Below are 21,562 nucleotides of genomic sequence, written 5' to 3'. Positions count from 1 at the left end.
TTGACAATCCTCCTTTAATATGTAAGTTTAACATTTAAATACGTATTTTTCCGTTGTTCTAGGGTTAAACTCTTTTCTAATTCCTTGATTTGTTCATCAACAATATCAATTCTATACCGCCATTGACTACCTAGTGAAGAATTTATCCTTTTATCCCCCAGACCACCAATATGCAACGGATTTCCCCCTGCTATTTGATCAGGATTATGAAGTGCTGCCTGTGTTTTCAACCAACTAGCTGCTTTTCCCTCAGCTTCTTCCCAAGACATTCCACTTTCAAATAATTCTTCTATTTTTTTACTTAAGGCTTTTTCACGAGCTGCTTGTTGTGCTGCATTTCCTTCTATTGCTCTACCTTCATCAATAAATCGCTTCCGATTTTGCTGATACTCATATACGGTTAATTCATTCATACCTTTTTCTTGATCCTTTAACTGTCTTGCAAATTCTTCTGAATCGAATTTAGTTTTATAATTAAAGTTTACTTCAATTTCATCAATTCGCGGAACGTTATCTAGGTTCTTTACTTCACCCGTACCCTTAGCAAGTTGATAAGCGTCATCCTTAGCTGCCGTACTTGCCTTTGAAAACTTTCCAGCTACTTCTCCAACAGTTGAAGATTCTATATAAGGAAGCTTCATTCCTATTCCAGTATCCACCGTCCTAACTGCTACTGGAATAGGAGTATTTTTCATAGCATCTAGTGCATTCTTTAAAGTCTTATTTTCCTTAAGCGATTGTACCACATTTCCACCCAAATTTGGATTAAAACCAGGCATTCCTTCTTTGAATTTTAATAATTTCGCTAAATCAGCTAATTCACTCGTGCCTTTGAATGCTTTTACTCCTTTTCCTACTGCTCCAACAACTGGGATTGCATCTAATCCGCCAAAAATGATGTTTCCTACCCGCTCTTCTTGGCTCAATTTCCTATGTGTTCCCCAGTCTTCTCCGTCGATACCGCTTTTTATTTGTACACCTCCGTATACTACTGCGGCAGCGGCCCCGAGTGGTGGACAAAGGATTGTTGTGATGATGATTCCTACGCCTATTCCTATGTCTCGCACCATTTCTAGTTTTTTCTGTTCATCTTCTATCGATTTGTATTCAAATCCTCGTGTGGATGGGACTACTTTCTTGTATTCTTCATAATTTAGTTTTGCATCTGGATTTTGTTTTTTTAGTTCTTTGTATTCCGCCCTAAGTACGTTATCAAATGCAGGTGAATCTTTAAAAATATCTTCTACTGTTATTTTATCTTTCTTCTTCTGTATTGTTTGTGGTACACTTCCGTAGCCTGCATGCGCACCTGGTAATACTGTCGTTGTTGTAGAGCCAATTCGGTTATTTGTTTCAAAACTGAGAATAGATGTATCTCTCATTTTTTGAGCGAATTTATCCATTTCTACTAAAAAAGGTTTATCTATATGTTCAGAGACTAATCGCCCTGCTTCTCCGCAATATTTTTGTAATGTTGAATAGCTATCAAGTAATTCCCCGATTTTTTGCGATTGATCTTTAGGATTAAAATGTATACTACCATCCGAGTCTAAATCTCGTATTCTTCCATCAATTCTTTTTAATGATTCATTTGCTTCCCGTAATTTTATGAGTGCATCTTTTGTAATTCGATTCATACCATCCCCCATGTTTTGCCATGGTTCAGGTCTATATTTCACATCCATCTCGTTTTCATCCCCCCAGCCGTATGGTGATTTCTACAACTTACTTAATATTTCACGTAATTGTTCGTCCTTTTCAAGCATTTCTACACATACATTTCCTACAACTGTCGCTGACCTAGAATAGTGTTCAGCCAATTCTAGTGTTTTGTGTAATATATCAGGATATTTTTCAATTACTCTCATCGCTTCACCTTTTTGATAAAAATCACAGCTTAATAAACTCTCAATATTCGTTCCAATGACGTCTACATGGATTTTATATATATTTTCTAACTTCATTACTATATCAAGTAGTTCTTGAAAATTAACTAATACTTCTTCTCCACCACCAGAACCACTATCTCCCATTGATACTTGCATTATTGAATACCTCCTAACGAGAATTGTCTCGGGTCAATTAACTTTTTATATGGCATTTTTAACACGTCATACAATTTCTTATTAACCGCATAGAGGCTCACCCAGTCATATCGATTACGATCTACATCTATTTGAACGAAATCTTCTCCTTCAGTAAAATATAAGAAACATTCCCATTTTCCTCCTCTATTACTTCGAGGCCTCGTATACGTTTCTATCGCTATAACGTCTTTATTTGATAAATCTTTTTCCTCAAATGTTTGTTGTTCTGCCTCTGTCATTCTCTTTGAGAAAAATGTATCTTCTATTTCCCTCGGTTCTCTCAATAAGAAAGGAATGCGTGTTAATAATGAAAAATATACGTCCGGTTTTGGTATGTAGTCGATCTCGTATTTTTTATTTGGTTCTATTTCTGTTAATACAGCCACTCGGTCTTTATCCTCTTTTAAAAAGCCAATTAATACATTATTCATTCTCGTGTATTCATGACAATTTTCATATTCCTTTAATAGTTCAATTATTTGAAAAGCTGCAGGGGTAATTCCATTTTCACTTGTAAGTAGGCCTTTTTCTTTTAAACTCGTAGTTGCTTTCGTGACACATTCTGCATCAAGTAAAATAATTGCGTCACGGTTTGGCAATCCAAATATATCGGTAACCCCAGCTGCACCTGCGAGAACATATAATTCAGCAGGTGCAAAACTCATTTCTTTCCCCATTCTTTTATCCCTCGTTTCTCCATCACAGTTGTTTTATCGCCCTTACTTCCGATTTATCTCCGTACGTTTGAATGCTTTTATCTAACTCTTTCAAAGCTTTCGTATGTCCTTCAAATGCCTCTACCATTTCTGAATTATATTGAATAATCAAATCAAGATAACTTAAAAATGCATCTCTCGTTTTTCCATTCCATTTCGCACCTGTGACATATGCTTTTAAGTCTTTCGCTTGGTTTAAAGAATCCTTCATACCATTTTCAATGTTTTGTGCGTAAGAAATGGCACTTGCAGTGTTACTTCCTATAATTTCAACCTCTTTACCACTCATGTTGGTTCCCTCCATTCTTTGTATGCTTAATGGATAAGTTTTTCAAATTCCTTTTTCTTTTCTTCAAAAGCCTTGGTCGCTGCAGCGTATGCTGACGCTTTCTCCGATTCTGCTTTCGCTTTATATTCCAAATACTTTGCATAAGCTGTACTTTTTGCAGATCCAACATCGCTTAATGCACTTTTAAAATAGGATACTAATGTATGTAATTCTTCATCCTTTTCATGACGTTTTTGTTCAAATTCAACTGCCGGAATTTTATTAGCTTCTAAGCCATTACTTTTACTCTCATACTCTCTCTTCGCTGATTCAGCCTCTTGAATGAATTGCTTTAACTCTCTTTCTTTATCTTTTAAATAATCATGTAAATCATCATACCGATCTCGTTTCCTCGCACTTTCTGTAAAACCAGACGCATTTAAAAAAGCATTGTACAATTCATCTAACATCTTTCTCCCCCTTTAGCACAATAACTATGTAGTTAAATTCGTATATTTAAACATGAATATTCATTACATTAAGAATTAACAAATAATTATTTTTACATATTGCTATTTTATCAAAGGGATTTTAACATTTCCATATTTTATGAATGGCTTTCGCATTTTTCTTCAATAAAGTGAAACTTTAATCAATATGACTATGTATTTATGTGCAGAAATAATAAAAAACACTGCCAGGCGCAGTGTTTTTTATTACTACCTTTTATCCAATTCATTCGTATTAAATCCTTGCTTGAGAGTAAGACCAGTTCTTTCTTATTTCATCAACAACTATTTCTGGATAATCCCAATGAAGCGTACGAGTAGGCTCCCGGACTCGTTTTACTATTCCTTAGGCTGTTTTATTTCTATATTCATTCCAATATTTTGGCTCAGTCGCTCTTAAAAGAACAATAGAAAAAGGATCTGATATGAATATCAGATCCTTAACTTTAATTTCTTAATACATACATCTTTTTACACGATAACTGGTTCATACGTGCTCAAATTATCATACTCAGTTTTTACAATACTAGGCGGAAGGTTAACACATCCTCAGATTCACCTTTTCTTGTAGCAGTGCATAATGTTTAATAAAATTAAAGCATATTTTTACTTACCAGACTTAATTTTTTCGTTATATTCTTCTAAAGTTAACCCTTTTTCTTTTAGATAAACGGCAACTTCTTTTCCTACATAACGATAGTGCCATGGCTCATACTTAATGCCAGTAATATTCTCTTTATCTTTTGGATAGCGGAGAGTAAACCCATATTCTGCAGCATTCTTATCTAACCATTTGAATGCATCGGTAGTTTCAAATTTTGCATTTAAATCTTCTACAGTATTTTGCCATTCAACTGAAATAATGTCTAACGCTAATCCAGTATGATGTTCACTTGCACCAGGATACTGAAGATATTCCAATGCCTTAGCACTAGCCTCTTTATCCGACAAGCCTTGAGATTTATAGCTTTTAACTGAAGCATCATAATAAGTTTGTTGTAATTTTATAGCTCGATAACCTGATCTTAAATAAAGATTGATTCCCTCTTTTTTTGCAGCTGCTACCATATCCTGATAGGAAGTTGCAATTCTACTATCTATTTTCATATTTGGCTTCGCATTTTGGGTGATACTTGTTAATTCAATTCCTAGTTCCTTTGATAACATATGCTCTCTATTTACAAGGATAATTCTCCAATCATTAACATCAGAGATAGGTAAAACATCTTTTCTCTTCGCATGTATTTCATTTTTATTTTTATCGTTATTATTAGTAGTTGCCTGAGATGTTTGCTTTCCACTACAAGCAGCAAGACTCCATCCCATTGCTAATACCAATGCTAAAATTATAAATTTTTTAATTGTATCTCATTCCCTTTTTGTTTATTAGTCTTTATACCAATTTCCCAACACGTCTCTAGGAATCTCCTTGAAATCCTTCAAAGAAACAGGACCGACAAATTTTTTAATTCCATGTTTTTTAGAATTTTCATCCGAATAATCTTTTAAAAATTGAATTTTAAATTGTTTCTTACCATCGGCATAGTCGGTTACTGTCGGTACGATTGCCGCTTGTCGTATACCAAAAGTTTTATCTTCATACTTAACAAATTGTACATAAGATAATCCTCCAACTAATGTTTCTAATTTTTCTTGCGCAGAAATAAGATTTCCAAGAGAATAATAGATTAGCGTTTCATGTCCATCTTTATTTTGTTTCCACTCAATTGGTTGAATTACATGTGGATGATTTCCAATTACTACATCTACACCTAAATCTGTTAAATATTGAGCAACTTCTTTTTGTTGCTTTGAAGGTGTTGAGGTATATTCTACTCCCCAATGCACCATAACAATCACCATATCAGAGCTACTCTTTGCCTTTTCCACATCATTTTGTATCGCTTTTTTATCAATTAAATTTAAAGCCCAAGACTTATCAGCTGGAATTTTAATTCCATTCGTACCATATGTATAATTTAGTAACGCAAAACGAATACCATTTTTTGTAATCGTTTTTATTTCATTACGCTCGTTTTTACTCTCATTAATACCTACCGGGATAACATCCGGATATTTCTTCCAGTATTCTCTTGTATTCGCAACACCTTTAATACCCATATCCATAGCGTGATTTGTCGCTTGCGTCACTATATTGAATCCAGTGTCCACTAAAGATTGGCCTACTTCTTCAGGTGTATTGAAAGTCGGATATCCCTGTACTTTTAAATTATTTCCGGCAATCGGAGTCTCCTGGTTCACTATAGCAAGATCACTTGATTTAACAGCTTTTTTGATATTTTCATAAATATAATTATAATCATATGAACCGTCTTTTTGTTTGCCATCTTTAATTACTGCGTCATGATATAAATTATCACCCGTTGCTATTAAATTCACAACCGATTGTACTTTTTTATCTTCCGTAAAATTAGGAGACTGTTGGATAGGACTTTTCTCTACCCAATTTGGTGCTTTTAATGATGTATCTATATTGGATTCAGCTGGTGGTAATGAAGCTTTAGATGTCTTAACATCTGTATTACCACAAGCGGTTAAAAGCACTAAAAAAATAAGACATACTAAAAAAAACTTTTTACTTCTCTGTAAAGTATCTAACATGTGATCCTCTTTTCTGTTTTATTCCTTATAACCAGTTCTAAAAAATCATTCTTTAAAACAACGTATTTTGGTTTTACCCTTAATTATGGAAGGACACTCTGTTACACCTGCTTCGGAATATACTAATAATTGTTTTCCGCTTTCTAGCAATCTATCGATTCCATCAGAAGTGATAGATTACTAGAAAAAGATGATCCACCAGGATATCGACTAGTTTGATATCCCTGTTCCAATTGCAGTAACTCGTTTAATATTTAAACAAGATAGGAGAATCGTTCATATAGCTTCTTCTCTCGCTTTATGTTTAAGGTGCCTCCAAAAAAAGGGATCGTTGCTGTACCCCTTTACATAGTGCGAAATTTTTGTAACTAATTTCTTTCATTCAAGCGACAAACATTATACCGATAACAATAAGTAAGACCCAAGAACTTATTTTACCAATATACGAAAAAAGTAGCAATCTTTTGTCCCATATAAAGAAGCCCATTAGGAGAAATGAACGAGAGATTCATTCTATTCAATTCCTGCATTGATTAATAAAAAAACAAGCCATCCAACTATTGGATGGCTCTATACTATAAAGAGAATTTGTTATTGGATTACTTCAATTTCCCTTCAAAAACAATCTTCCTACCGCACGGTTCAACTACTGTTTTGCCGTCTTTTTTTACTTCATGAAAGATTGGCTCTTCCATACGACGAGAAGGAGCGTAGCCTTCTTGTTCCATACGTGCTAAGCAGTCTGTAATTGTTTCATTTTCAAGTACTTCAAATTTCTTTTTATTAGGTTGTTTTGTCATGCCCTAACCTACTTTCTATTTTTCTTGATGCAAATTGATTTTTCATGTAGACCATATATAACATTGCGAGAATTCCCATTATAATCATAACCGCAATAAAAAAGCTTGTATACTGTATTTTTTCTATAAATACGCCGCCTAATACAGGTCCCATAATACTTCCTAAACTAAAAGCGATTCCGGATAATATATTACCTGCCGGTAGTAAATGTCTCGGTAATAAATCAGTCATAAATCCAAGCCCTAAAGAGAAGCACGATCCAATAACCATACCCGCTAAAAGCATGCAGGCAAAGACGATCCAGTAATATTGATCAAATACGGCGGCAAGTAGAAAAATGCCCGTACTTATGCTAAACGTCCACGTTAATATACGGTCCCTTCCGTATTTATCACTCAATATACCGAGCGGAATTTGTGTAATAATACCCCCAACTGCAAATGCTGGTAATAAGAAGGATACATCTGAAACAGACCACCCTTTACGAAGTGCGTATACTGGTAAGTTACTGTTTAGCATTGCTTCAAGTACGCCATATGCAAGTGGACCTAGCAGTGCAATCCATCCTAATCCAACAACTTGTTTATAACGAGAAAATGATGATTCACTCTTCGCTTCTCTTTCATCTTGCGCTGGGAATGCATTTTTTGTTGGAAGTAGTAAAAGCCAACCTATTAGACAAAGTATAGTAGATATAATAAATGGCGTTGCAAGACCGTACTGCACAGTGCTTGCTAAATACGGGCCAACGGCAAAACCAATTCCGAAGAATACACCGTATATCGATACTTGTCTCCCTATTTTACTTGGGTCTGATGTTGTCGTGATCCACGTTTGTGTTCCGACATGAAGCATATGATCTCCGACTCCAACTAGAAATCTAAGGATAAACCATACCCAAAACGAAAATGTTTGTGTAAAAAAGAATAATGAAATAATAACGAGAAACCCACCTATAACAATAATCGGCTTCATTCCAAACCTTTGCATCGGTTTTTCAAGAAACGGCGAAATGACTAATATCCCAATGTACAATGCCGTCGCATGAATACCATTAATACTTGAACTAACCCCTTCTTGTTCAAAAATCATTGCAATGGCCGGTAAGAGCATTCCTTGTGATAAACCCGAGATTGCTACAATCCCAACCATAATCCAAAAAGTAAAACGCATTGACATCCCTTTCCCTCTCCTTCTCACGCTTCCACTTTTCATTATAAACTGTTTCTGCAAATGCGTGTACGAATATTCGCAATAAAAAACAAGCTAAAAGAATGAATCTTTTAGCTTGTTACCTTATCCTTCCCAAACTTGTGCTTTCACATTGTTATGAAATTGCTTAAAGTATGGATGTTTATAAAAAGCAGTTTCATATAAGTATTGCTGTGCGTTAGCGATTGGTGGCTGCGGATATTGCATTTGTAAAGGAAGTACAGCTGGCGAAACTTGCATATACAGCGGGTTTATCATCATTTTTGTATATGCGTAATGATTATATGGCGAATAAGCGATGAAAAATGGTTGATGCATTGATAATCTCCCCTTTAACATACAAATGTTATAGTATATGCAATACTGTTCATTTCGGGGATTATTTCTGTTCTAACCAATTCTCTACATGTTTTATAAATACATCTAAACAATCAATAAACGGCGAGTGTCCGCAATCTTCTAATACCTTCAACTCTGCATTTTGCAAATGTTTCGCTAATTCCTCACCGACTACTTGCGGAACGACATAATCTCTATCGCCTTGTATGACGAGTGTTGGCGCTTTAATACGATGAATTTGTTTACTTCCCTCTACAACCCCATTATGTTCATCTGAAATATTAAATGTAATGAGCGCATAATTCACATCTACGAAATTACGTTGCGTTAACATATCATCTAAATACTTTTCATAACGGTCCGGTTCAGGTTGGTTATGCGTATATATTAATAGATTCCATACTGTACGGTAATATAGTTTGTTCATATTTTTTATCGCGTCTAATACTGGAGCAATTTGTACTGGATCTTGTGCAATTTCTTCTTTCGTCTTTACTAAACTTGATACAATCGGCTGCCCATTCGTATCTTTTTTAAAGATTGGGTAACCTTTCATTCCTACTGATTCTACTAAAATTAACTTTTCTACAAAAGTTGGGTGATTCGCTGTAAATTGCATCGCAACGCCACCGCCCATTGACCAGCCCATTAATGAGAATTTCTCTAGTTTTAACTCGTCGATAAATAATTTTACATCGTCTGCAAAGTCTTGTAATGAATCTATCGATTGATTATACGTTGATTGTCCAAACCCTCTTAAATCAAGAGCGTAAATATGGTATTGATCTTGCAACTTTTCAATAACTAAATCCCAATGTTGTGACGATGTCATGTTCCCGTGAATGAGTACAAGAATATCTGTATTTCGCCTTCCAACTTCCTGATATGCAATCGTTTCTCCGTTCGATAGTGAAACAAACTCCATTGTTGCAGGCTTAATCATCACAAGTTCCCCCATTCTATTTAATAGAAAGAAAATTCTTTACTTAATTAAAGAATAGCACGTAGAATGTACGTTCGCAACATAAAAGCTATAAGAATTTTTTACATAAACCAACATGTCTATTACTAGACAATTATTATAAAAAAGTATATAGTTAGCTAGGTAACTAATTTGAAAGGATCAAAATACATGGACGAAAAACAACATTTTTTTCACATCGTCAGCCAGACTTCTCGAAAGTTTACGAAGAAATTTAATGAACGTGTATCTCCAACAGGGTTATTTAGTGCGCAATGGGCTGTTATTTTCCGCATTAATCAAACTGGTTCTTGTACGCAAACAGAATTGTGCCAGTATTTAAATGTTGAATCACCAACGATGACTCGTACGTTAACACGTATGGAAACGATGGGATGGATTATTCGTACAGAAGGTAAAGATCGCCGTGAGAAGCTCATTTCTTTATCCGAAACAGCGATAAAGATGATTCCAATATGGCAAGAAGAAGTTGATACTTTCGAAGAAAAAACGCTAGAAGGTATTAACGAAGATGATTTACATCAAGCATTTCAAGTGTTACAACAAATTATTAAAAATTTAGATTAAATTGGAGGGATGACGATGCAAAGTGAGAAACTTTGGACGAAGGATTTCCTCGGAACTTGTTTTAGTAGTCTATTTCTCTTCTTAACATTTTACATGCTTATGACTACTCTGCCTGTCTATGTAATAGACGGCCTAAAAGGAAAACCTGAGGAAATTGGTTTAGTTGCAACTGTGTTTCTTATTTCTTCTGTTTTATGTAGACCATTCACAGGAAAATGGCTCGATGATTTAGGAAGAAAGAAAATATTATTTATTTCACTTTCATTATTTTTAGCCGCTACTGTTATGTATTTCGGTGCGCAAAGTTTATTCTTATTACTTGCCCTTCGCTTCTTACACGGTATTGGGTTCGGGATGGCAACGACAGCTACTGGTACGATCGTAACTGATGTTGCGCCAGCTCATCGACGAGGCGAAGCACTTGCATATTTCGGCGTATTTATGAGTCTGCCGATGGTAATTGGTCCTTTTTTAGGTTTAACAATTATTTCTCATTTTTCGTTTACTGTGTTATTTATCGTTTGTTCCGTATTTTCATTACTTGCATTTTTATTAGGACTACTTGTAGATATTCCACACGAAGCACCTGTTAGCAAACAAAAACGTGAAAAAATGAAATGGAAAGACTTAATCGAACCATCTTCTATTCCAATTGCACTTACAGGATTTGTTTTAGCCTTTTCTTATAGTGGTATTTTATCCTTTATTCCTATTTATGCGAAAGAACTCGGTTTAAGTGAAATTGCAAGTTACTTCTTTATTTTATACGCACTTGTTGTTGTCATTTCTCGTCCATTTACAGGAAAGATTTTTGATCGCTTCGGTGAAAATGTACTCGTTTACCCTGCTATCATTATTTTCACAATCGGAATGTTCATATTAAGCCAAGCACAAACTTCATTTTGGTTCCTTGGCGCAGGTATGCTAATCGGTTTAGGTTACGGAACATTAATTCCGAGTTTCCAAACGATTGCGATTTCTGCCGCTCCAAACCATAGACGTGGTTCTGCGACAGCTACGTATTTCTCATTCTTTGATAGTGGTATTGGCTTTGGTTCTTTCATTTTAGGTATTGTCGCAGCGAAATCCAGTTATCATAATATGTATTTTATCGCAGCTATTATCGTTGCGTTCACTTTACTTTTATATTATGGATTACACGGACGAAAACAAAAATTCAAGAAACAACCTACAGACGGAAAAATTTCCGCTTAACGTTAATAAGGAAAGTAAACTTCCCCGTTTACTTTCCTTATTTTGTATTTCTTTCAAGACGAGCGTATACTTATAGTAGAAATAAAAAGGAGGGCCATATATGAAACTAAAAAAATCTCCCCTACTCTTACTTATACTAACATTCATATTTGTAATTACAGGGCTTGGGTTTACTTACTTCAAACAAAATAAAACGACCCCATCAAAACATAATGTGACAAAAGAAAACTGGTTAAATGACCCTTACTTACGTTGGTCGTACACACATATGAAAGAATTCACTTTAGTTAATAACGTAAAAAACAATCCTGACCAAATTGCTCACTTCCCTTCCGCATTGCAAAACTTAGACGATTTTGCTGTGGAGCGTAGATTCGGAAATACAACTCCTCTAAAAAAACTTTTAGACGATAACAAAACAGATGCTTTTGTCGTTGTACATAATGGACAACTTGTTTATGAACGATATTTCAATGGGTATAAACAGAATGAACCTCATGGTATGGCATCATTAGCAAAAGTCTTTACCGGGGCGATTATACAATCTCTCGCTGAAGAAAAACGTATTGACTTAGAAAAAACAGCTGACACTTACATAAAAGAATTAAAAAACACACCGTTCGGTAATGCCACACTTCAGCAATTAATGGACATGCAAGTTTCAGCAGAATACCCGACCCACGGATATGAGCAGCCTGGGCTAGAAAATCAAGATGCACAATTATATTTAGCTAGCAATATTTTACCCCGCGGCAAAAACTACGACGGTCCGATGAAAATTTATGATATGTTACGAGAAGCCGAAGAAACTGCACCACCTGGTTCTTCCTTTTCTTACAATAACGGATCAACAGAAACGCTCGCTTGGATTATTAGAACTATTACTGGTAAATCACTAGCTGAAAATGTAAGCGAACGAATTTGGTCTCAAATTGGTATGGAAGAAAACGCGTATTACGTTACAGATGAAACAAAAGTAGAACAAGCTAGTGCTGGATTAAATGCAACTGCTAGAGATATGGCGAGATTCGGGCAATTACTATTAAACAACGGGGAATATAACGGAAAACAAATTCTCCCTTCTTCTATTACAGAAAGTGTAAAAAATGTACAAGAAGGTGAACTTGAAATTAGTAGTGGCGCTTCTATTTCTTATCATAATCAATGGTGGATTCCCCACAATGAACAAGGTGCTTTCGAAGTGTTAGGTAGTTACGGACAAACACTTTACATCGATCCGAAAGCAAATATGGTAATCGCCCACTTCTCTTCTAACGCAACGCCAAGTAATGAAATACATTCAGTTTACTCAAATATGTATGTTGATATTGCACATCATTTAGCAAAGCTTCCACAGTAGTGGAAGCTTTTTCTTGTTGGGATATTTTATTTATACTCCTACATATTAGAAGATACTGAAAGAATAACTGCTTAAAATACGCCTATCAAAATTTATATAAGCAGTTTACATGTTTAATTAAGTGTTTAACTAATACATCCACACCTTTTGGAGAATTCGTTAAAACACTTCCCTTACAAAGATTGTCTGTTCATATTGGTCGAAAATTTCTTCTATAGATGAAAATAAAGTTTCTTCCGGGATGATGAACTTTATTTTTTGACCATTTTTTAACATAAAGGAAATTGTTCCATTATCATTAAAACCTGTATGAAACGTTCCTCGTTTATTTAATACTACCTCTTCAATTGTATTTATTTCCATTGAAAAGTTATTCTTTAATTGCAAGAGTTCATGTACATCGCCAGTATGTATTTTTGTATCTATTTCAGTTTCTAAGTTTAATTGTTTTTTCTCAATTTTTTTGAACCAGAACAAAAACAATAGCTCTGAAATACCAGGTAATTGTTTTTTATAAGCATGTCGACTATGAAACTGTCCGCCAATCTTTATAAAATATATACAGTCACCTGTAATAAAAACTTTATAATACATATCTGCCGTAAACATTTTAGGCTTTAAAAGATAAAAACTTTTGATCATAATTCCCCCATCAATTTTAAATGTATTTGTATAAACATTTTTAGCTAGATTTGTGCTAAAACATATTTCTCATGTAATACAACACTATTGTATTGAATCTCCTCTCCCTTTGCAACAGTTGCTTTGAAGCCAGCTAGTAACCTTTCTCTATACTATCCCTATAAGTGCTACCCCATTTCCAACCGTTTTCTTCTAGTATATTAAAAGCAGAATCTGATACAAGGCTCTATATCAACCTATCAATAAATTATCACCCTATAAATATCTGAATTTTCTTTATATTAGAGGTTATCTCCCAAACAACCTCGAATAATTGTACTACATATACATAAGGAGGGTGATCTATTTTGTTTCGTTCCTTTACAAATGGTTGCGTCGCCTTAGTGCAACGCTTCTTGCCAGAACCGTTTATTTTATCATGTTTACTAACTGTTTTCGTTATCTTCTTTGGTATGTTTGCGACTCACCAAACCCCTGTAGAAATGATTAATCACTGGGGTAATGGAATTTGGGGACTCCTCGCCTTTTCTATGCAAATGGCACTTGTACTCGTGACTGGATCTGCTTTAGCAAATGCTCCTCTTATAAAAAAAGGATTAACGAAAGCTGCCAGACTACCAAAAACGAATGGACAAGGCATTATTGCCATTTCAATTGTAAGTTTACTTGGTGCATACATAAACTGGGGCTTTGGAATTGTTGTATCTGTTTTATACGCAAAAGAAGTGGCAAGGCAGCTGGACGGATTAGATTATAGACTAGCAATCGCCTCTTCTTACTCTGGATTTCTCATTTGGCATGCGGGTCTTTCTGCCTCCATCCCTCTTACGTTAGCAACAGGCGGTGAAACGTTAATTAAAACGACTGCTGGAAGTATTAAAGAGGCGATTCCAATAACAGAAACGTTATTCTCACCATACGCTCTCGTTCCAGTTATTATTTTTCTCATTACGATGCCTCTCATTAATAAGGCGATGCATCCAGATGAAAAACATACGATCACTGTAGATCCTAGCGTGTTCCATGAAGAAGCCGCTGCTCAAGAAGTAGAAAAAAATACATTCGCTGAAAAGATGGAAAATAGCATTATTATTACACTTTGCGTTGGATTGTTAGGTCTCATTTATATTTTCAATTACTTTTATACGAAAGGTTTTAACCTTACTCTCGATATCGTGATTTTTATGTTATTAATTGCAGGTCTTATTTTCCACAGTACTCCGATTCAGTATATTCGCGCTTTTTCAGACTCTACGAAAAGTGCTTCTGGCATTTTACTTCAATTTCCGTTTTACGCAGGAATTATGGGCATGATGATTGGAGCAAATAGTGAAGGACTTTCACTTGGAGGAGCTATTTCTAATTTCTTTATTAGCATTTCAAATGAAACGACTTTTCCGCTCTTTACATTTTTAAGTGCTGGCATTGTTAACATTTTCGTTCCATCTGGCGGCGGTCAATGGGCTGTGCAAGCACCAATTATGATTCCAGCTGGCGCTGAACTTGGTGTACCTGCTGCAAAAACAGCAATGGCAATTGCATGGGGCGATGCTTGGACGAATTTAATTCAACCTTTCTGGGCATTACCAGCATTAGCGATAGCTGGTTTAGGTGCTCGTGACATTATGGGATTTTGTGTTGTGAACTTACTATATGCGGGTTTTATCATCAGTCTATGCTTCTTATTTATTTAAACGAAAAGCTAGTTTTATACTAGCTTTTTTACATAATAAATCACTTATTTCCCATGCAATTTATAATCTTCTCCCACTCTATCTCCGTAAGATGTAATGACTCAAATGCAAAAAAATCTTCGCAAATTTTTCCGATTAAGTGTGGATGTTCACTCAAAAAATTCCACTGTAACGCTTTAGGAAGAAAATATGTTTCATATTCTTTACTTCCCCGTACTATCTCATCTACTTCTCTTTCACAAATTCCTCTTATTAAATAATCATTTCTTAACTCTATTTGAATTTGCTGAAATGTTTCGCTACATTTTTTCAATTGAAGTAAACGCGTAACATACTTCCGAAAAAGTTCGCCGTCATACTGAATACAGTTTATAATACGGTCGACTTCATTCATAATGTACGAGCCTTTTCTTCTATTTGTAATAACCATTTTTCACGCTTTGATACTTTACTCGTTTTCACAGATTGAAACACTGAACGTTTTATATCGCGAATGCCACAAAAACGTAAAACACCTCTCTTCATCATAATCCAATCTGCTGATCGATATAATAGTGCGACGTACCATAGGGGCGAGTCTAACTTATTAATAACCCATGCTTTTTTCCCTTGCAATAATCCTTTCGGCAGAGCCCCTTCATATTTATAAGCAAATCCAGCTACGAAAATACGATCGATAAATCCTTTTAAAATTGCTGGCATCCCCCACCACCATATTGGATAGATGAATAAAAGTGTATCTACTTCTTCTACTAACGTTCTGTACCGAGCTGTTTCTTCTTCATTTACTAAATCACGTCTTTTCTTCTCTTCATTAAATACGAGGACTAGATCAAATTGTTCTTTGTATAAATCAAGCAGCGTAACTGAATGATTTGTTTCCGGTAGTCCTTTTTGCACATGATTTAAAATCGCCGCGTTAAAACTTGAAGGATTAGGATGAGCGTATACAATTAGTACGTTCACTACATAACAACTCCCTCTATACGTTAAAGTTACCCCTTCTTTAACATCTTCTCTACAATCTGTACGTTTTTCGAACTTTGCAATAATCGATTCAATAATATAAGTAATTCTTCTTTTTCTAAATCTCTCAGTTTCTCTTTAACTGCACTCTCACCAGCACCTTGAATATCATAAACAACTGCCGCCATATGCTTACAAAGATTCTCATATGGACATTCGCAGCTACTTTCTGAAAAATCTTCGAGATCGATAACTACTTCATAATTTCCTGCATTTCCAGTAACGAAAGCAAACACTTTTTTATCATGTATTTCAACATCTTCTACATGTCCATCTTCATAATATTCATATCCCTTATCTACAATGTACTTTGGGATCCATTTCGTTATATCTTTTAATAAGTAAGCGTACATAATTGTACCCCTTCCTTTAATTCCCTTTTGACTTCAAAAATCCTGTATGTTATTCTAATAACTGTCAAATAGCAAGTCTATATGACAAAACGACTGACACCTATTCGGCGAAGGTGTCTCTTTTCATTTGCAGCCGATATGAATTGCCTCTTTCAGGCACATTCAATTTTTGACACTACACACTCAACACCATTCCCTGTATCAGGCTGCTTTAGCAGTCTTTTACTCTACATACTCCGTTATTTTAAGAAAAAAAGAGAGCTTAGCTCCCTTTTCTCGCCTTATACAATACCCCTTTTTCAGCATAGAGATATTCATCAGCTAATGTAATTTTCCCATCCAGTTTTAGTTCGTCTAATAATCTTGATAAATAAAATTGATGCAACATCTTTTTCGTGAATTTCCCTTCATGATGCGAAACGATATGTTCTTGAATATCTAACAATGATATCGGCTTATCTTGCTCTATCATATATTCATAAACTGTACTACGCAGTTTTACGTATTTTTCGAGTGTCACAGTAATGCGCAACCCCTTTCTTCTTAATATAAATTTTCGTAATCGGTTTTTTTGCAATAAAAAAACCTCTCCGATAAGAAGAAGTTACGTATATATCTTCGTCTTATCTCCCAGAACAAATATGTTCTGCTGGAATTAGCACCTGCATCGCGGTTGCTGGGTTTCATCGGGCCAGTCCCTCCACCTCTCTGGATAAGAAAATATTCACTTAATTCTTACTATACGTAATTCCACTTTAATTGTCAAATAAATATAACAAATTATATTTTCTTCCTTACTGTTCATACTACCCATATACGAACACGCAAGGAGGATTATGAAATGCATCAAAATGCTCGCGGATATGTACAAGATTCTTTTCAATCATTACAAGAAGCTAAAAATTGTTTAGAAGAAGCGCTCGAAACAGTTGAAAAAGATTTTAATCGCGCTCGTATTGAACAATCACTTTATGCTGTTGAACAAGCTATTCAACGTTGCGAGTACACCGTTCACATTTTAGAAAAAGATTAAAAACTTCCCATCAATTGATGGGAAGTTTTTTCAAATGGCATACTTCATAATTATTGCCGTTATGATTAAAAAATATACAGAATTAGCAATTTCTAAAATTCCTACTTTTATAATAGAAATTTTTTTGCCATACAACACAATTGCTCGAATGGCACTTGGTATAAAAATAAGAGAACACCAGGGATTAATCACAAATATGATTATTGTTAATACGATATGATATCCCCAAGATATAAGACGATACTTCGGGTTATTTTTTTCACGAATCATCGTTTTCACATAGAACGTACTACCTAAAAAGTATAAAAATGAAATAAGTGCAATGAATATAGCTGTATGATCGATTTGCTTCATTGAAAAGTAATAACTAATTAATCCACCGATACAAAACACAATAATCGCACAAATATCATTTAATAGTGCTCTTTCATTTTTTTGACGAGCGTAATACATATTCACTATAAATAATGGAATCATTACTATTACGAATAAAAGAATTCGCCACTCATATAATAAAGAAATCATCCCAAATAGGAACGCAATGCTGAAATAAACAATGGCAGCTTGTAAAAACTCTTTTTTTCGTCTTTGCTTTATGTACGTAAGAAATGGATACGTGGCTAAATAGATAAAAAACCACGCTAAAAACAATGGAATATGATAAATAGTAGGTTTCCCAAGTATGACACTTAATAAAAAAGGAATAACAAGCATAGCCCATGCACCATGTTGCTTCGGAATAACTAACTTCATTAACTATACACCTCCCTTTTGAAAAAAGTTCTCACCTACCATTATACAAATAATTTTATATAATAACGGATGTATATTAAATCGATTTTTTGACAAAAAAATGCTCCTTACAATATGTAAGAAGCATGAAAGAGGCAAACGAATATGTAAGTCGCGACCCTACCTTATATGAGTATGCTTTTCTATGTCACGTTATGCTCATCTAATATACCGTATTTCTTTTTAAATCTTGTAAGAATCGTAATCCATGAAGTACTAAATAGTAATAAGAAAATAACATTCGAAATCGCATGGCTCAAATCAAAGTAAAAACTTGCGATATAATACGAAATGACAGTTTCCCATGTTGCTTCTCGTATAAAACCGAGAAGACCCCAGAAATTCATAATCCAGCCAAATAAAAAGCCAACAATTACTCCGTAAAGAAGTCTTCCCCATAGCTTTTTCATAAAAAATGTATTACGAAGTAAACCTGCTATAAAACCAATCATGCCCCATGAAAACATTTGCCACGGTGTCCATGGACCTTGTCCTAAAAAAATATTAGATACGATTGCTGCTGTAGCACCAATCATAAAACCAGTTTCACTACCAAATACAATTGCAGAAACGATAATGACAAAAGAAGTTGGTTGTACACTTGGTAAAATAGAAAATGGCACCCGGCTTACTGCTGCAATTGCCGCTAATACAGCAACGAGAACAATTTCACGTGAAACAAACGCCTTTCTTTCAAAACGGATATAGAAAGGTAACATAATAACCGCTAATATAAACAAACTACTTAACATGTAATAACCGTCCATGACAAGTGTCGTAAGGAGTAATGTGCCGATTATTACTGCAAAGATACATATTATGAATGCAACATATCTTTTGGACAAGCTTCGTACACATCCTCCCACGTTAATGCATATGGCAATTCTTTTCGAATGAATCGGTTAATAGATGTTGTATAAAAGAAGTTGCCGCTAAAAAATTCTTTCGGTGCATCATTCATAATGACTGTTCCATCAAATAACATCATACATTGATCAACGTATTTCGCTGCAAACTCAATATCATGCGTTGCCATTACAATTGTTGTACCTTCTTTTTGTAGCTTCCTAAATAGCTCTCCTACTCTTTCTTTCTTCCATGGATCTAATCCCTTTGTCGGTTCATCAAGTAATAATAAAGTCGGCTTTGATAATAACGTTGTACATAATGCAAGAAGTTGTTGCTCTCCTCCGCTACAATCGTGCGGATGGCGTTCTTTAAGCGAATACAACCAAAACTGTTTTAGCGTATCTTCTGCTATTTCTTTTCCTTGTTCTCCGTATAATTCACGTGCACGTTCATAAACCTCGTCCCATACTGTATCAAATGTAAAATGATAATACGGATGCTGCGATACATACCCAATACTTTTAAATCGTTCTTTCGAATCAATTTTATGTATCACTTTTCCGTTCCACTTTACTTTCCCTCTTCTCGCTTTTTGTAATCCTGCTAAAATCGTTAACAGTGTAGACTTACCTGTACCGTTCTTCCCAACGAGCGCTACCCATTTTCCTTTTTCAATCGAAACTGATAAATCATGTAAAATAAGCGGACTATTTTTTTCATATTGGAACGAAATATGCTCTGCGCTTAAAATAACCTCTTGCTTTTCACTTTGTGCTATTGGCTCATTTACATATGATATCGCTGCAAAATCATTCATTTTCATTTGCGCCTCTCGCACTGTAAACGGAATATCTCTCACATTCCACTCTAAAAATAGCCTTGGAATTTGCGGAATAAATGGACGGAATGATTCTACTCCCCACATATCCGTAATAACAAATTTAGGACTACCATCATACATAATACGGCCATTATCCATACAAACAACGCGTGTTGCAAGCGGGATAACTTCATCTAAACGATGTTCACTTAAAATAATCGTAATTCCAAGTTCTTCATTAATCCGTTTTAATAATCCTAAAAACTCTTTTGCAGCGATTGGATCTAACTGCGCTGTCGGTTCATCTAATAATAGCAATTTCGGCTGCATAACTAATACCGCAGCTAAATTAACAAGTTGCTTTTGCCCACCAGATAACGTGTGAACAGATTGATGCAATAAATCTTGAAATCCTAAAAAGCTAATAAGCTCTGCTATTCTTTTTTGAATAATATGTGATGATAATCCGATATTTTCTAAAGAAAATGCTAATTCTTGAATTACTGTATCCATAACGATCTGATTTTCTGGGTTTTGAAATACCATCCCAATTTCTTGGGCAGATAACAAATCAGCTACTTCCTCTATTAAAACACCCTCATAAAATATCTCTCCAGAACGCGTACCAATTGGAAGTAACTCCTTTTTAAAATGTTTTAATAAAGTCGTCTTCCCAGATCCCGATCCTCCAGCAAGTGCAATAAACTCACCTTTTTGAACAGAAAGAGAAATATGCTGTAACGCTTTTTCATTTTCATCAGCATATACAAATGATAAATTGTTTATTTCTGCATGCGCCACCATATCCATTCTCTCCCTTCCATTATGATTGGTAAACTAATAAACATCGTAAATACGACAAACATCATCCCATCGTATTGCTGAAATAGAATCGATTCGACTTTCGGATAAATAATCAATTTCCCCCCGCCATAATTACTACATATAATAGCAGCTATAAATAAAATGATTAAATAACTGAGCGTATACCAATCGCGCCTTTCCATTCTATAGCGAATATACGTCGTACGCTTCGTTACACCAAATCCACGAGCTTGCATAGAATCTGCCGTTTGCAGTGCATCTTCTAATGAACAAATTAATAATACTTGCAGCAATTGCATACCATTTTTGACGCGTTCAATTATCGAACCTGAATCTACCTGCACACCTTTCGTCTTTTGAACGAGTGTGATTTTCTTTAATCGCCTTATAAACAAAGGAACAAATCTCACTGTAATCATCGTTAACAATGCAACTTTCGGTGAAATTCTTGAAAACAAATATAAAAATTTATGACTGGAAATAATATCATTGTATGACGCAAACGTAAACATAACTGCAACTAGTAATAACCCCATTACTATTCCAAACATAATCGCCTCAAGCTTAATACGGCTATCACCTAACCAAAATAACGTAGTTCGACCTCTATGCGTTAATAACGAATTAAATAAAATTACCATAAAGAAGAAAACAATTGTGCTCGGTAGCATCTTTCTTATCTTTTCGCTATTTCCTTGCATCACATTTAACATAATAATTAATACTATTGCTCCAATTAAAAAAAGAGGATGAAGACACATCATACATAGTATCATCACCCCGATATAATAGAAAAAATTCACAAAAGGATGTAAAGAAGAAAAACTTATTTTCATAGCCCTTTACCGAA

25 protein-coding genes and 1 riboswitch are annotated in these 21,562 nt (G+C 34.9%); of the genes, 5 read left to right on the top strand and 20 right to left on the bottom strand.

The genetic code is table 11. From position 1 onward, the window contains the following. Positions 1-14: 14 nt before the first annotated feature. From B9A45_RS13085 to B9A45_RS13035, 11 genes are all read right to left on the bottom strand, one after another. A complete protein-coding gene (locus B9A45_RS13085; protein WP_084064108.1) occupies positions 15-1,685 on the bottom strand; it encodes a polymorphic toxin type 15 domain-containing protein in 1,671 nt (556 codons plus the stop codon). Between the two features lie 33 nt (positions 1,686-1,718). Further along, a complete protein-coding gene (locus tag B9A45_RS13080) occupies positions 1,719-2,045 on the bottom strand; it encodes a hypothetical protein (protein WP_001198201.1) in 327 nt (108 codons plus the stop codon). After that, complete coding sequence (locus B9A45_RS13075) at positions 2,045-2,764, bottom strand: DUF5081 family protein (RefSeq protein WP_000514121.1); 720 nt, start codon at positions 2,762-2,764, stop codon at positions 2,045-2,047. The genes B9A45_RS13080 and B9A45_RS13075 overlap by 1 nt, the downstream gene beginning before the upstream one ends. 22 nt (positions 2,765-2,786) lie before the next feature. Then, positions 2,787-3,092: a WXG100 family type VII secretion target gene (locus B9A45_RS13070; RefSeq protein ID WP_000014535.1), complete on the bottom strand. Its 306-nt coding sequence runs from the start codon at positions 3,090-3,092 to the stop codon at positions 2,787-2,789. Between the two features lie 26 nt (positions 3,093-3,118). Further along, complete coding sequence (locus tag B9A45_RS13065; protein WP_000883470.1) at positions 3,119-3,541, bottom strand: hypothetical protein; 423 nt, start codon at positions 3,539-3,541, stop codon at positions 3,119-3,121. Positions 3,542-4,186: 645 nt separating this feature from the next. Continuing rightward, positions 4,187-4,918 carry a M15 family metallopeptidase gene (locus tag B9A45_RS13060; RefSeq protein ID WP_084064107.1) on the bottom strand — a complete coding sequence of 244 codons (732 nt, stop codon included), beginning with the start codon at positions 4,916-4,918 and terminating at the stop codon, positions 4,187-4,189. A 48-nt stretch (positions 4,919-4,966) separates the two neighbouring features. Beyond that, positions 4,967-6,202, bottom strand: a complete 1,236-nt coding sequence (locus B9A45_RS13055; RefSeq protein ID WP_000887606.1) for a CapA family protein — start codon at positions 6,200-6,202, stop codon at positions 4,967-4,969. Positions 6,203-6,801: 599 nt separating this feature from the next. Further along, entirely contained in the window at positions 6,802-7,002 is a 201-nt protein-coding gene (locus tag B9A45_RS13050; protein WP_000166303.1) for an NETI motif-containing protein, read from the bottom strand. Beyond that, complete coding sequence (locus tag B9A45_RS13045) at positions 6,986-8,182, bottom strand: MFS transporter (RefSeq protein ID WP_000062796.1); 1,197 nt, start codon at positions 8,180-8,182, stop codon at positions 6,986-6,988. Before B9A45_RS13045 ends, B9A45_RS13050 begins: the two co-directional genes overlap by 17 nt. Before the next feature lie 117 nt (positions 8,183-8,299). Beyond that, positions 8,300-8,533 carry a hypothetical protein gene (locus tag B9A45_RS13040; protein WP_000554160.1) on the bottom strand — a complete coding sequence of 78 codons (234 nt, stop codon included), beginning with the start codon at positions 8,531-8,533 and terminating at the stop codon, positions 8,300-8,302. A gap of 61 nt (positions 8,534-8,594) precedes the next feature. Further along, complete coding sequence (locus tag B9A45_RS13035) at positions 8,595-9,497, bottom strand: intracellular short-chain-length polyhydroxyalkanoate depolymerase (protein ID WP_053512603.1); 903 nt, start codon at positions 9,495-9,497, stop codon at positions 8,595-8,597. Between the two features lie 189 nt (positions 9,498-9,686). Between B9A45_RS13035 and B9A45_RS13030 the strand changes: the two genes are divergently transcribed. The 3 genes from B9A45_RS13030 (at position 9,687) to B9A45_RS13020 (ending at position 12,678) form a co-directional block, all read left to right on the top strand. Next, a complete protein-coding gene (locus B9A45_RS13030) occupies positions 9,687-10,103 on the top strand; it encodes a MarR family winged helix-turn-helix transcriptional regulator (protein WP_000343675.1) in 417 nt (138 codons plus the stop codon). 15 nt (positions 10,104-10,118) lie between these two features. Next, entirely contained in the window at positions 10,119-11,318 is a 1,200-nt protein-coding gene (locus B9A45_RS13025) for an MFS transporter (RefSeq protein WP_001190318.1), read from the top strand. Between the two features lie 100 nt (positions 11,319-11,418). Further along, complete coding sequence (locus B9A45_RS13020; RefSeq protein WP_058839533.1) at positions 11,419-12,678, top strand: serine hydrolase domain-containing protein; 1,260 nt, start codon at positions 11,419-11,421, stop codon at positions 12,676-12,678. Positions 12,679-12,837: 159 nt separating this feature from the next. Here B9A45_RS13020 and B9A45_RS13015 read toward each other — a convergent pair whose 3' ends face one another. Next, positions 12,838-13,320, bottom strand: a complete 483-nt coding sequence (locus B9A45_RS13015) for a hypothetical protein (protein ID WP_084064106.1) — start codon at positions 13,318-13,320, stop codon at positions 12,838-12,840. A 347-nt stretch (positions 13,321-13,667) separates the two neighbouring features. On the opposite strand from B9A45_RS13015, the gene B9A45_RS13010 reads away from it, so the two are divergent. Beyond that, entirely contained in the window at positions 13,668-15,014 is a 1,347-nt protein-coding gene (locus B9A45_RS13010) for a short-chain fatty acid transporter (protein WP_000490012.1), read from the top strand. Positions 15,015-15,054: 40 nt separating this feature from the next. Here B9A45_RS13010 and B9A45_RS13005 read toward each other — a convergent pair whose 3' ends face one another. The 4 genes from B9A45_RS13005 to B9A45_RS12990 all read right to left on the bottom strand — a co-directional run bounded on the left by B9A45_RS13005 (position 15,055) and on the right by B9A45_RS12990 (position 16,913). Continuing rightward, positions 15,055-15,408: a group-specific protein gene (locus tag B9A45_RS13005; protein WP_058839530.1), complete on the bottom strand. Its 354-nt coding sequence runs from the start codon at positions 15,406-15,408 to the stop codon at positions 15,055-15,057. Next, positions 15,405-15,980, bottom strand: a complete 576-nt coding sequence (locus B9A45_RS13000) for an NAD(P)H-dependent oxidoreductase (RefSeq protein ID WP_058839529.1) — start codon at positions 15,978-15,980, stop codon at positions 15,405-15,407. The genes B9A45_RS13005 and B9A45_RS13000 overlap by 4 nt, the downstream gene beginning before the upstream one ends. A gap of 29 nt (positions 15,981-16,009) precedes the next feature. Continuing rightward, positions 16,010-16,393, bottom strand: coding sequence for an SWIM zinc finger family protein (locus B9A45_RS12995; protein ID WP_053512608.1), 384 nt, complete (start codon positions 16,391-16,393; stop codon positions 16,010-16,012). Positions 16,394-16,655: 262 nt separating this feature from the next. Continuing rightward, entirely contained in the window at positions 16,656-16,913 is a 258-nt protein-coding gene (locus B9A45_RS12990; RefSeq protein WP_000171476.1) for a hypothetical protein, read from the bottom strand. Positions 16,914-17,013: 100 nt separating this feature from the next. Then, positions 17,014-17,112, bottom strand: a riboswitch (SAM riboswitch). A 122-nt stretch (positions 17,113-17,234) separates the two neighbouring features. Between B9A45_RS12990 and B9A45_RS12985 the strand changes: the two genes are divergently transcribed. Then, complete coding sequence (locus B9A45_RS12985; RefSeq protein WP_000554032.1) at positions 17,235-17,426, top strand: hypothetical protein; 192 nt, start codon at positions 17,235-17,237, stop codon at positions 17,424-17,426. A gap of 30 nt (positions 17,427-17,456) precedes the next feature. On the opposite strand, the gene B9A45_RS12980 is transcribed toward B9A45_RS12985, so the two are convergent. The 4 genes from B9A45_RS12980 to B9A45_RS12965 form a co-directional block, all read right to left on the bottom strand. Then, positions 17,457-18,179, bottom strand: a complete 723-nt coding sequence (locus B9A45_RS12980; RefSeq protein WP_000779980.1) for a YwiC-like family protein — start codon at positions 18,177-18,179, stop codon at positions 17,457-17,459. A gap of 182 nt (positions 18,180-18,361) precedes the next feature. Then, positions 18,362-19,063, bottom strand: a complete 702-nt coding sequence (locus B9A45_RS12975) for an ECF transporter S component (protein WP_000044907.1) — start codon at positions 19,061-19,063, stop codon at positions 18,362-18,364. Continuing rightward, the gene (locus B9A45_RS12970; RefSeq protein ID WP_053512609.1) at positions 19,036-20,697 is read right to left on the bottom strand and encodes an ABC transporter ATP-binding protein; all 1,662 of its coding nucleotides are present in this window, start codon (positions 20,695-20,697) and stop codon (positions 19,036-19,038) included. The genes B9A45_RS12975 and B9A45_RS12970 overlap by 28 nt, the downstream gene beginning before the upstream one ends. Further along, positions 20,670-21,548, bottom strand: coding sequence for an energy-coupling factor transporter transmembrane component T (locus tag B9A45_RS12965; protein ID WP_002101120.1), 879 nt, complete (start codon positions 21,546-21,548; stop codon positions 20,670-20,672). Before B9A45_RS12965 ends, B9A45_RS12970 begins: the two co-directional genes overlap by 28 nt. Positions 21,549-21,562 lie beyond the last annotated feature (14 nt).

This window comes from Bacillus sp. JKS001846 (assembly GCF_900176455.1).
GTDB lineage: Bacteria > Bacillota > Bacilli > Bacillales > Bacillaceae_G > Bacillus_A > Bacillus_A cereus.
Note: the sequence above shows the minus strand (reverse complement) of the source record. Positions and strands in the feature narration are given on the sequence as shown.

What these genes read in the sequence shown, in the direction of transcription:
- B9A45_RS13015 (WP_084064106.1), bottom strand. Translation starts at nt 13,320, where the DNA reads ATGATCAAAAGTTTTTATCTTTTAAAGCCTAAAATGTTTACGGCAGAT.
- B9A45_RS12980 (WP_000779980.1), bottom strand. Translation starts at nt 18,179, where the DNA reads ATGAAGTTAGTTATTCCGAAGCAACATGGTGCATGGGCTATGCTTGTT.
- B9A45_RS12985 (WP_000554032.1), top strand. Translation starts at nt 17,235, where the DNA reads ATGCATCAAAATGCTCGCGGATATGTACAAGATTCTTTTCAATCATTA.
- B9A45_RS12995 (WP_053512608.1), bottom strand. Translation starts at nt 16,393, where the DNA reads ATGTACGCTTACTTATTAAAAGATATAACGAAATGGATCCCAAAGTAC.
- B9A45_RS13075 (WP_000514121.1), bottom strand. Translation starts at nt 2,764, where the DNA reads ATGGGGAAAGAAATGAGTTTTGCACCTGCTGAATTATATGTTCTCGCA.
- B9A45_RS13045 (WP_000062796.1), bottom strand. Translation starts at nt 8,182, where the DNA reads ATGTCAATGCGTTTTACTTTTTGGATTATGGTTGGGATTGTAGCAATC.
- B9A45_RS13030 (WP_000343675.1), top strand. Translation starts at nt 9,687, where the DNA reads ATGGACGAAAAACAACATTTTTTTCACATCGTCAGCCAGACTTCTCGA.
- B9A45_RS13050 (WP_000166303.1), bottom strand. Translation starts at nt 7,002, where the DNA reads ATGACAAAACAACCTAATAAAAAGAAATTTGAAGTACTTGAAAATGAA.
- B9A45_RS13080 (WP_001198201.1), bottom strand. Translation starts at nt 2,045, where the DNA reads ATGCAAGTATCAATGGGAGATAGTGGTTCTGGTGGTGGAGAAGAAGTA.
- B9A45_RS13025 (WP_001190318.1), top strand. Translation starts at nt 10,119, where the DNA reads ATGCAAAGTGAGAAACTTTGGACGAAGGATTTCCTCGGAACTTGTTTT.
- B9A45_RS13055 (WP_000887606.1), bottom strand. Translation starts at nt 6,202, where the DNA reads ATGTTAGATACTTTACAGAGAAGTAAAAAGTTTTTTTTAGTATGTCTT.
- B9A45_RS13020 (WP_058839533.1), top strand. Translation starts at nt 11,419, where the DNA reads ATGAAACTAAAAAAATCTCCCCTACTCTTACTTATACTAACATTCATA.
- B9A45_RS12965 (WP_002101120.1), bottom strand. Translation starts at nt 21,548, where the DNA reads ATGAAAATAAGTTTTTCTTCTTTACATCCTTTTGTGAATTTTTTCTAT.
- B9A45_RS13035 (WP_053512603.1), bottom strand. Translation starts at nt 9,497, where the DNA reads ATGATTAAGCCTGCAACAATGGAGTTTGTTTCACTATCGAACGGAGAA.
- B9A45_RS12970 (WP_053512609.1), bottom strand. Translation starts at nt 20,697, where the DNA reads ATGGATATGGTGGCGCATGCAGAAATAAACAATTTATCATTTGTATAT.
- B9A45_RS13085 (WP_084064108.1), bottom strand. Translation starts at nt 1,685, where the DNA reads ATGGATGTGAAATATAGACCTGAACCATGGCAAAACATGGGGGATGGT.
- B9A45_RS13070 (WP_000014535.1), bottom strand. Translation starts at nt 3,092, where the DNA reads ATGAGTGGTAAAGAGGTTGAAATTATAGGAAGTAACACTGCAAGTGCC.
- B9A45_RS13040 (WP_000554160.1), bottom strand. Translation starts at nt 8,533, where the DNA reads ATGCATCAACCATTTTTCATCGCTTATTCGCCATATAATCATTACGCA.
- B9A45_RS13065 (WP_000883470.1), bottom strand. Translation starts at nt 3,541, where the DNA reads ATGTTAGATGAATTGTACAATGCTTTTTTAAATGCGTCTGGTTTTACA.
- B9A45_RS13005 (WP_058839530.1), bottom strand. Translation starts at nt 15,408, where the DNA reads ATGAATGAAGTCGACCGTATTATAAACTGTATTCAGTATGACGGCGAA.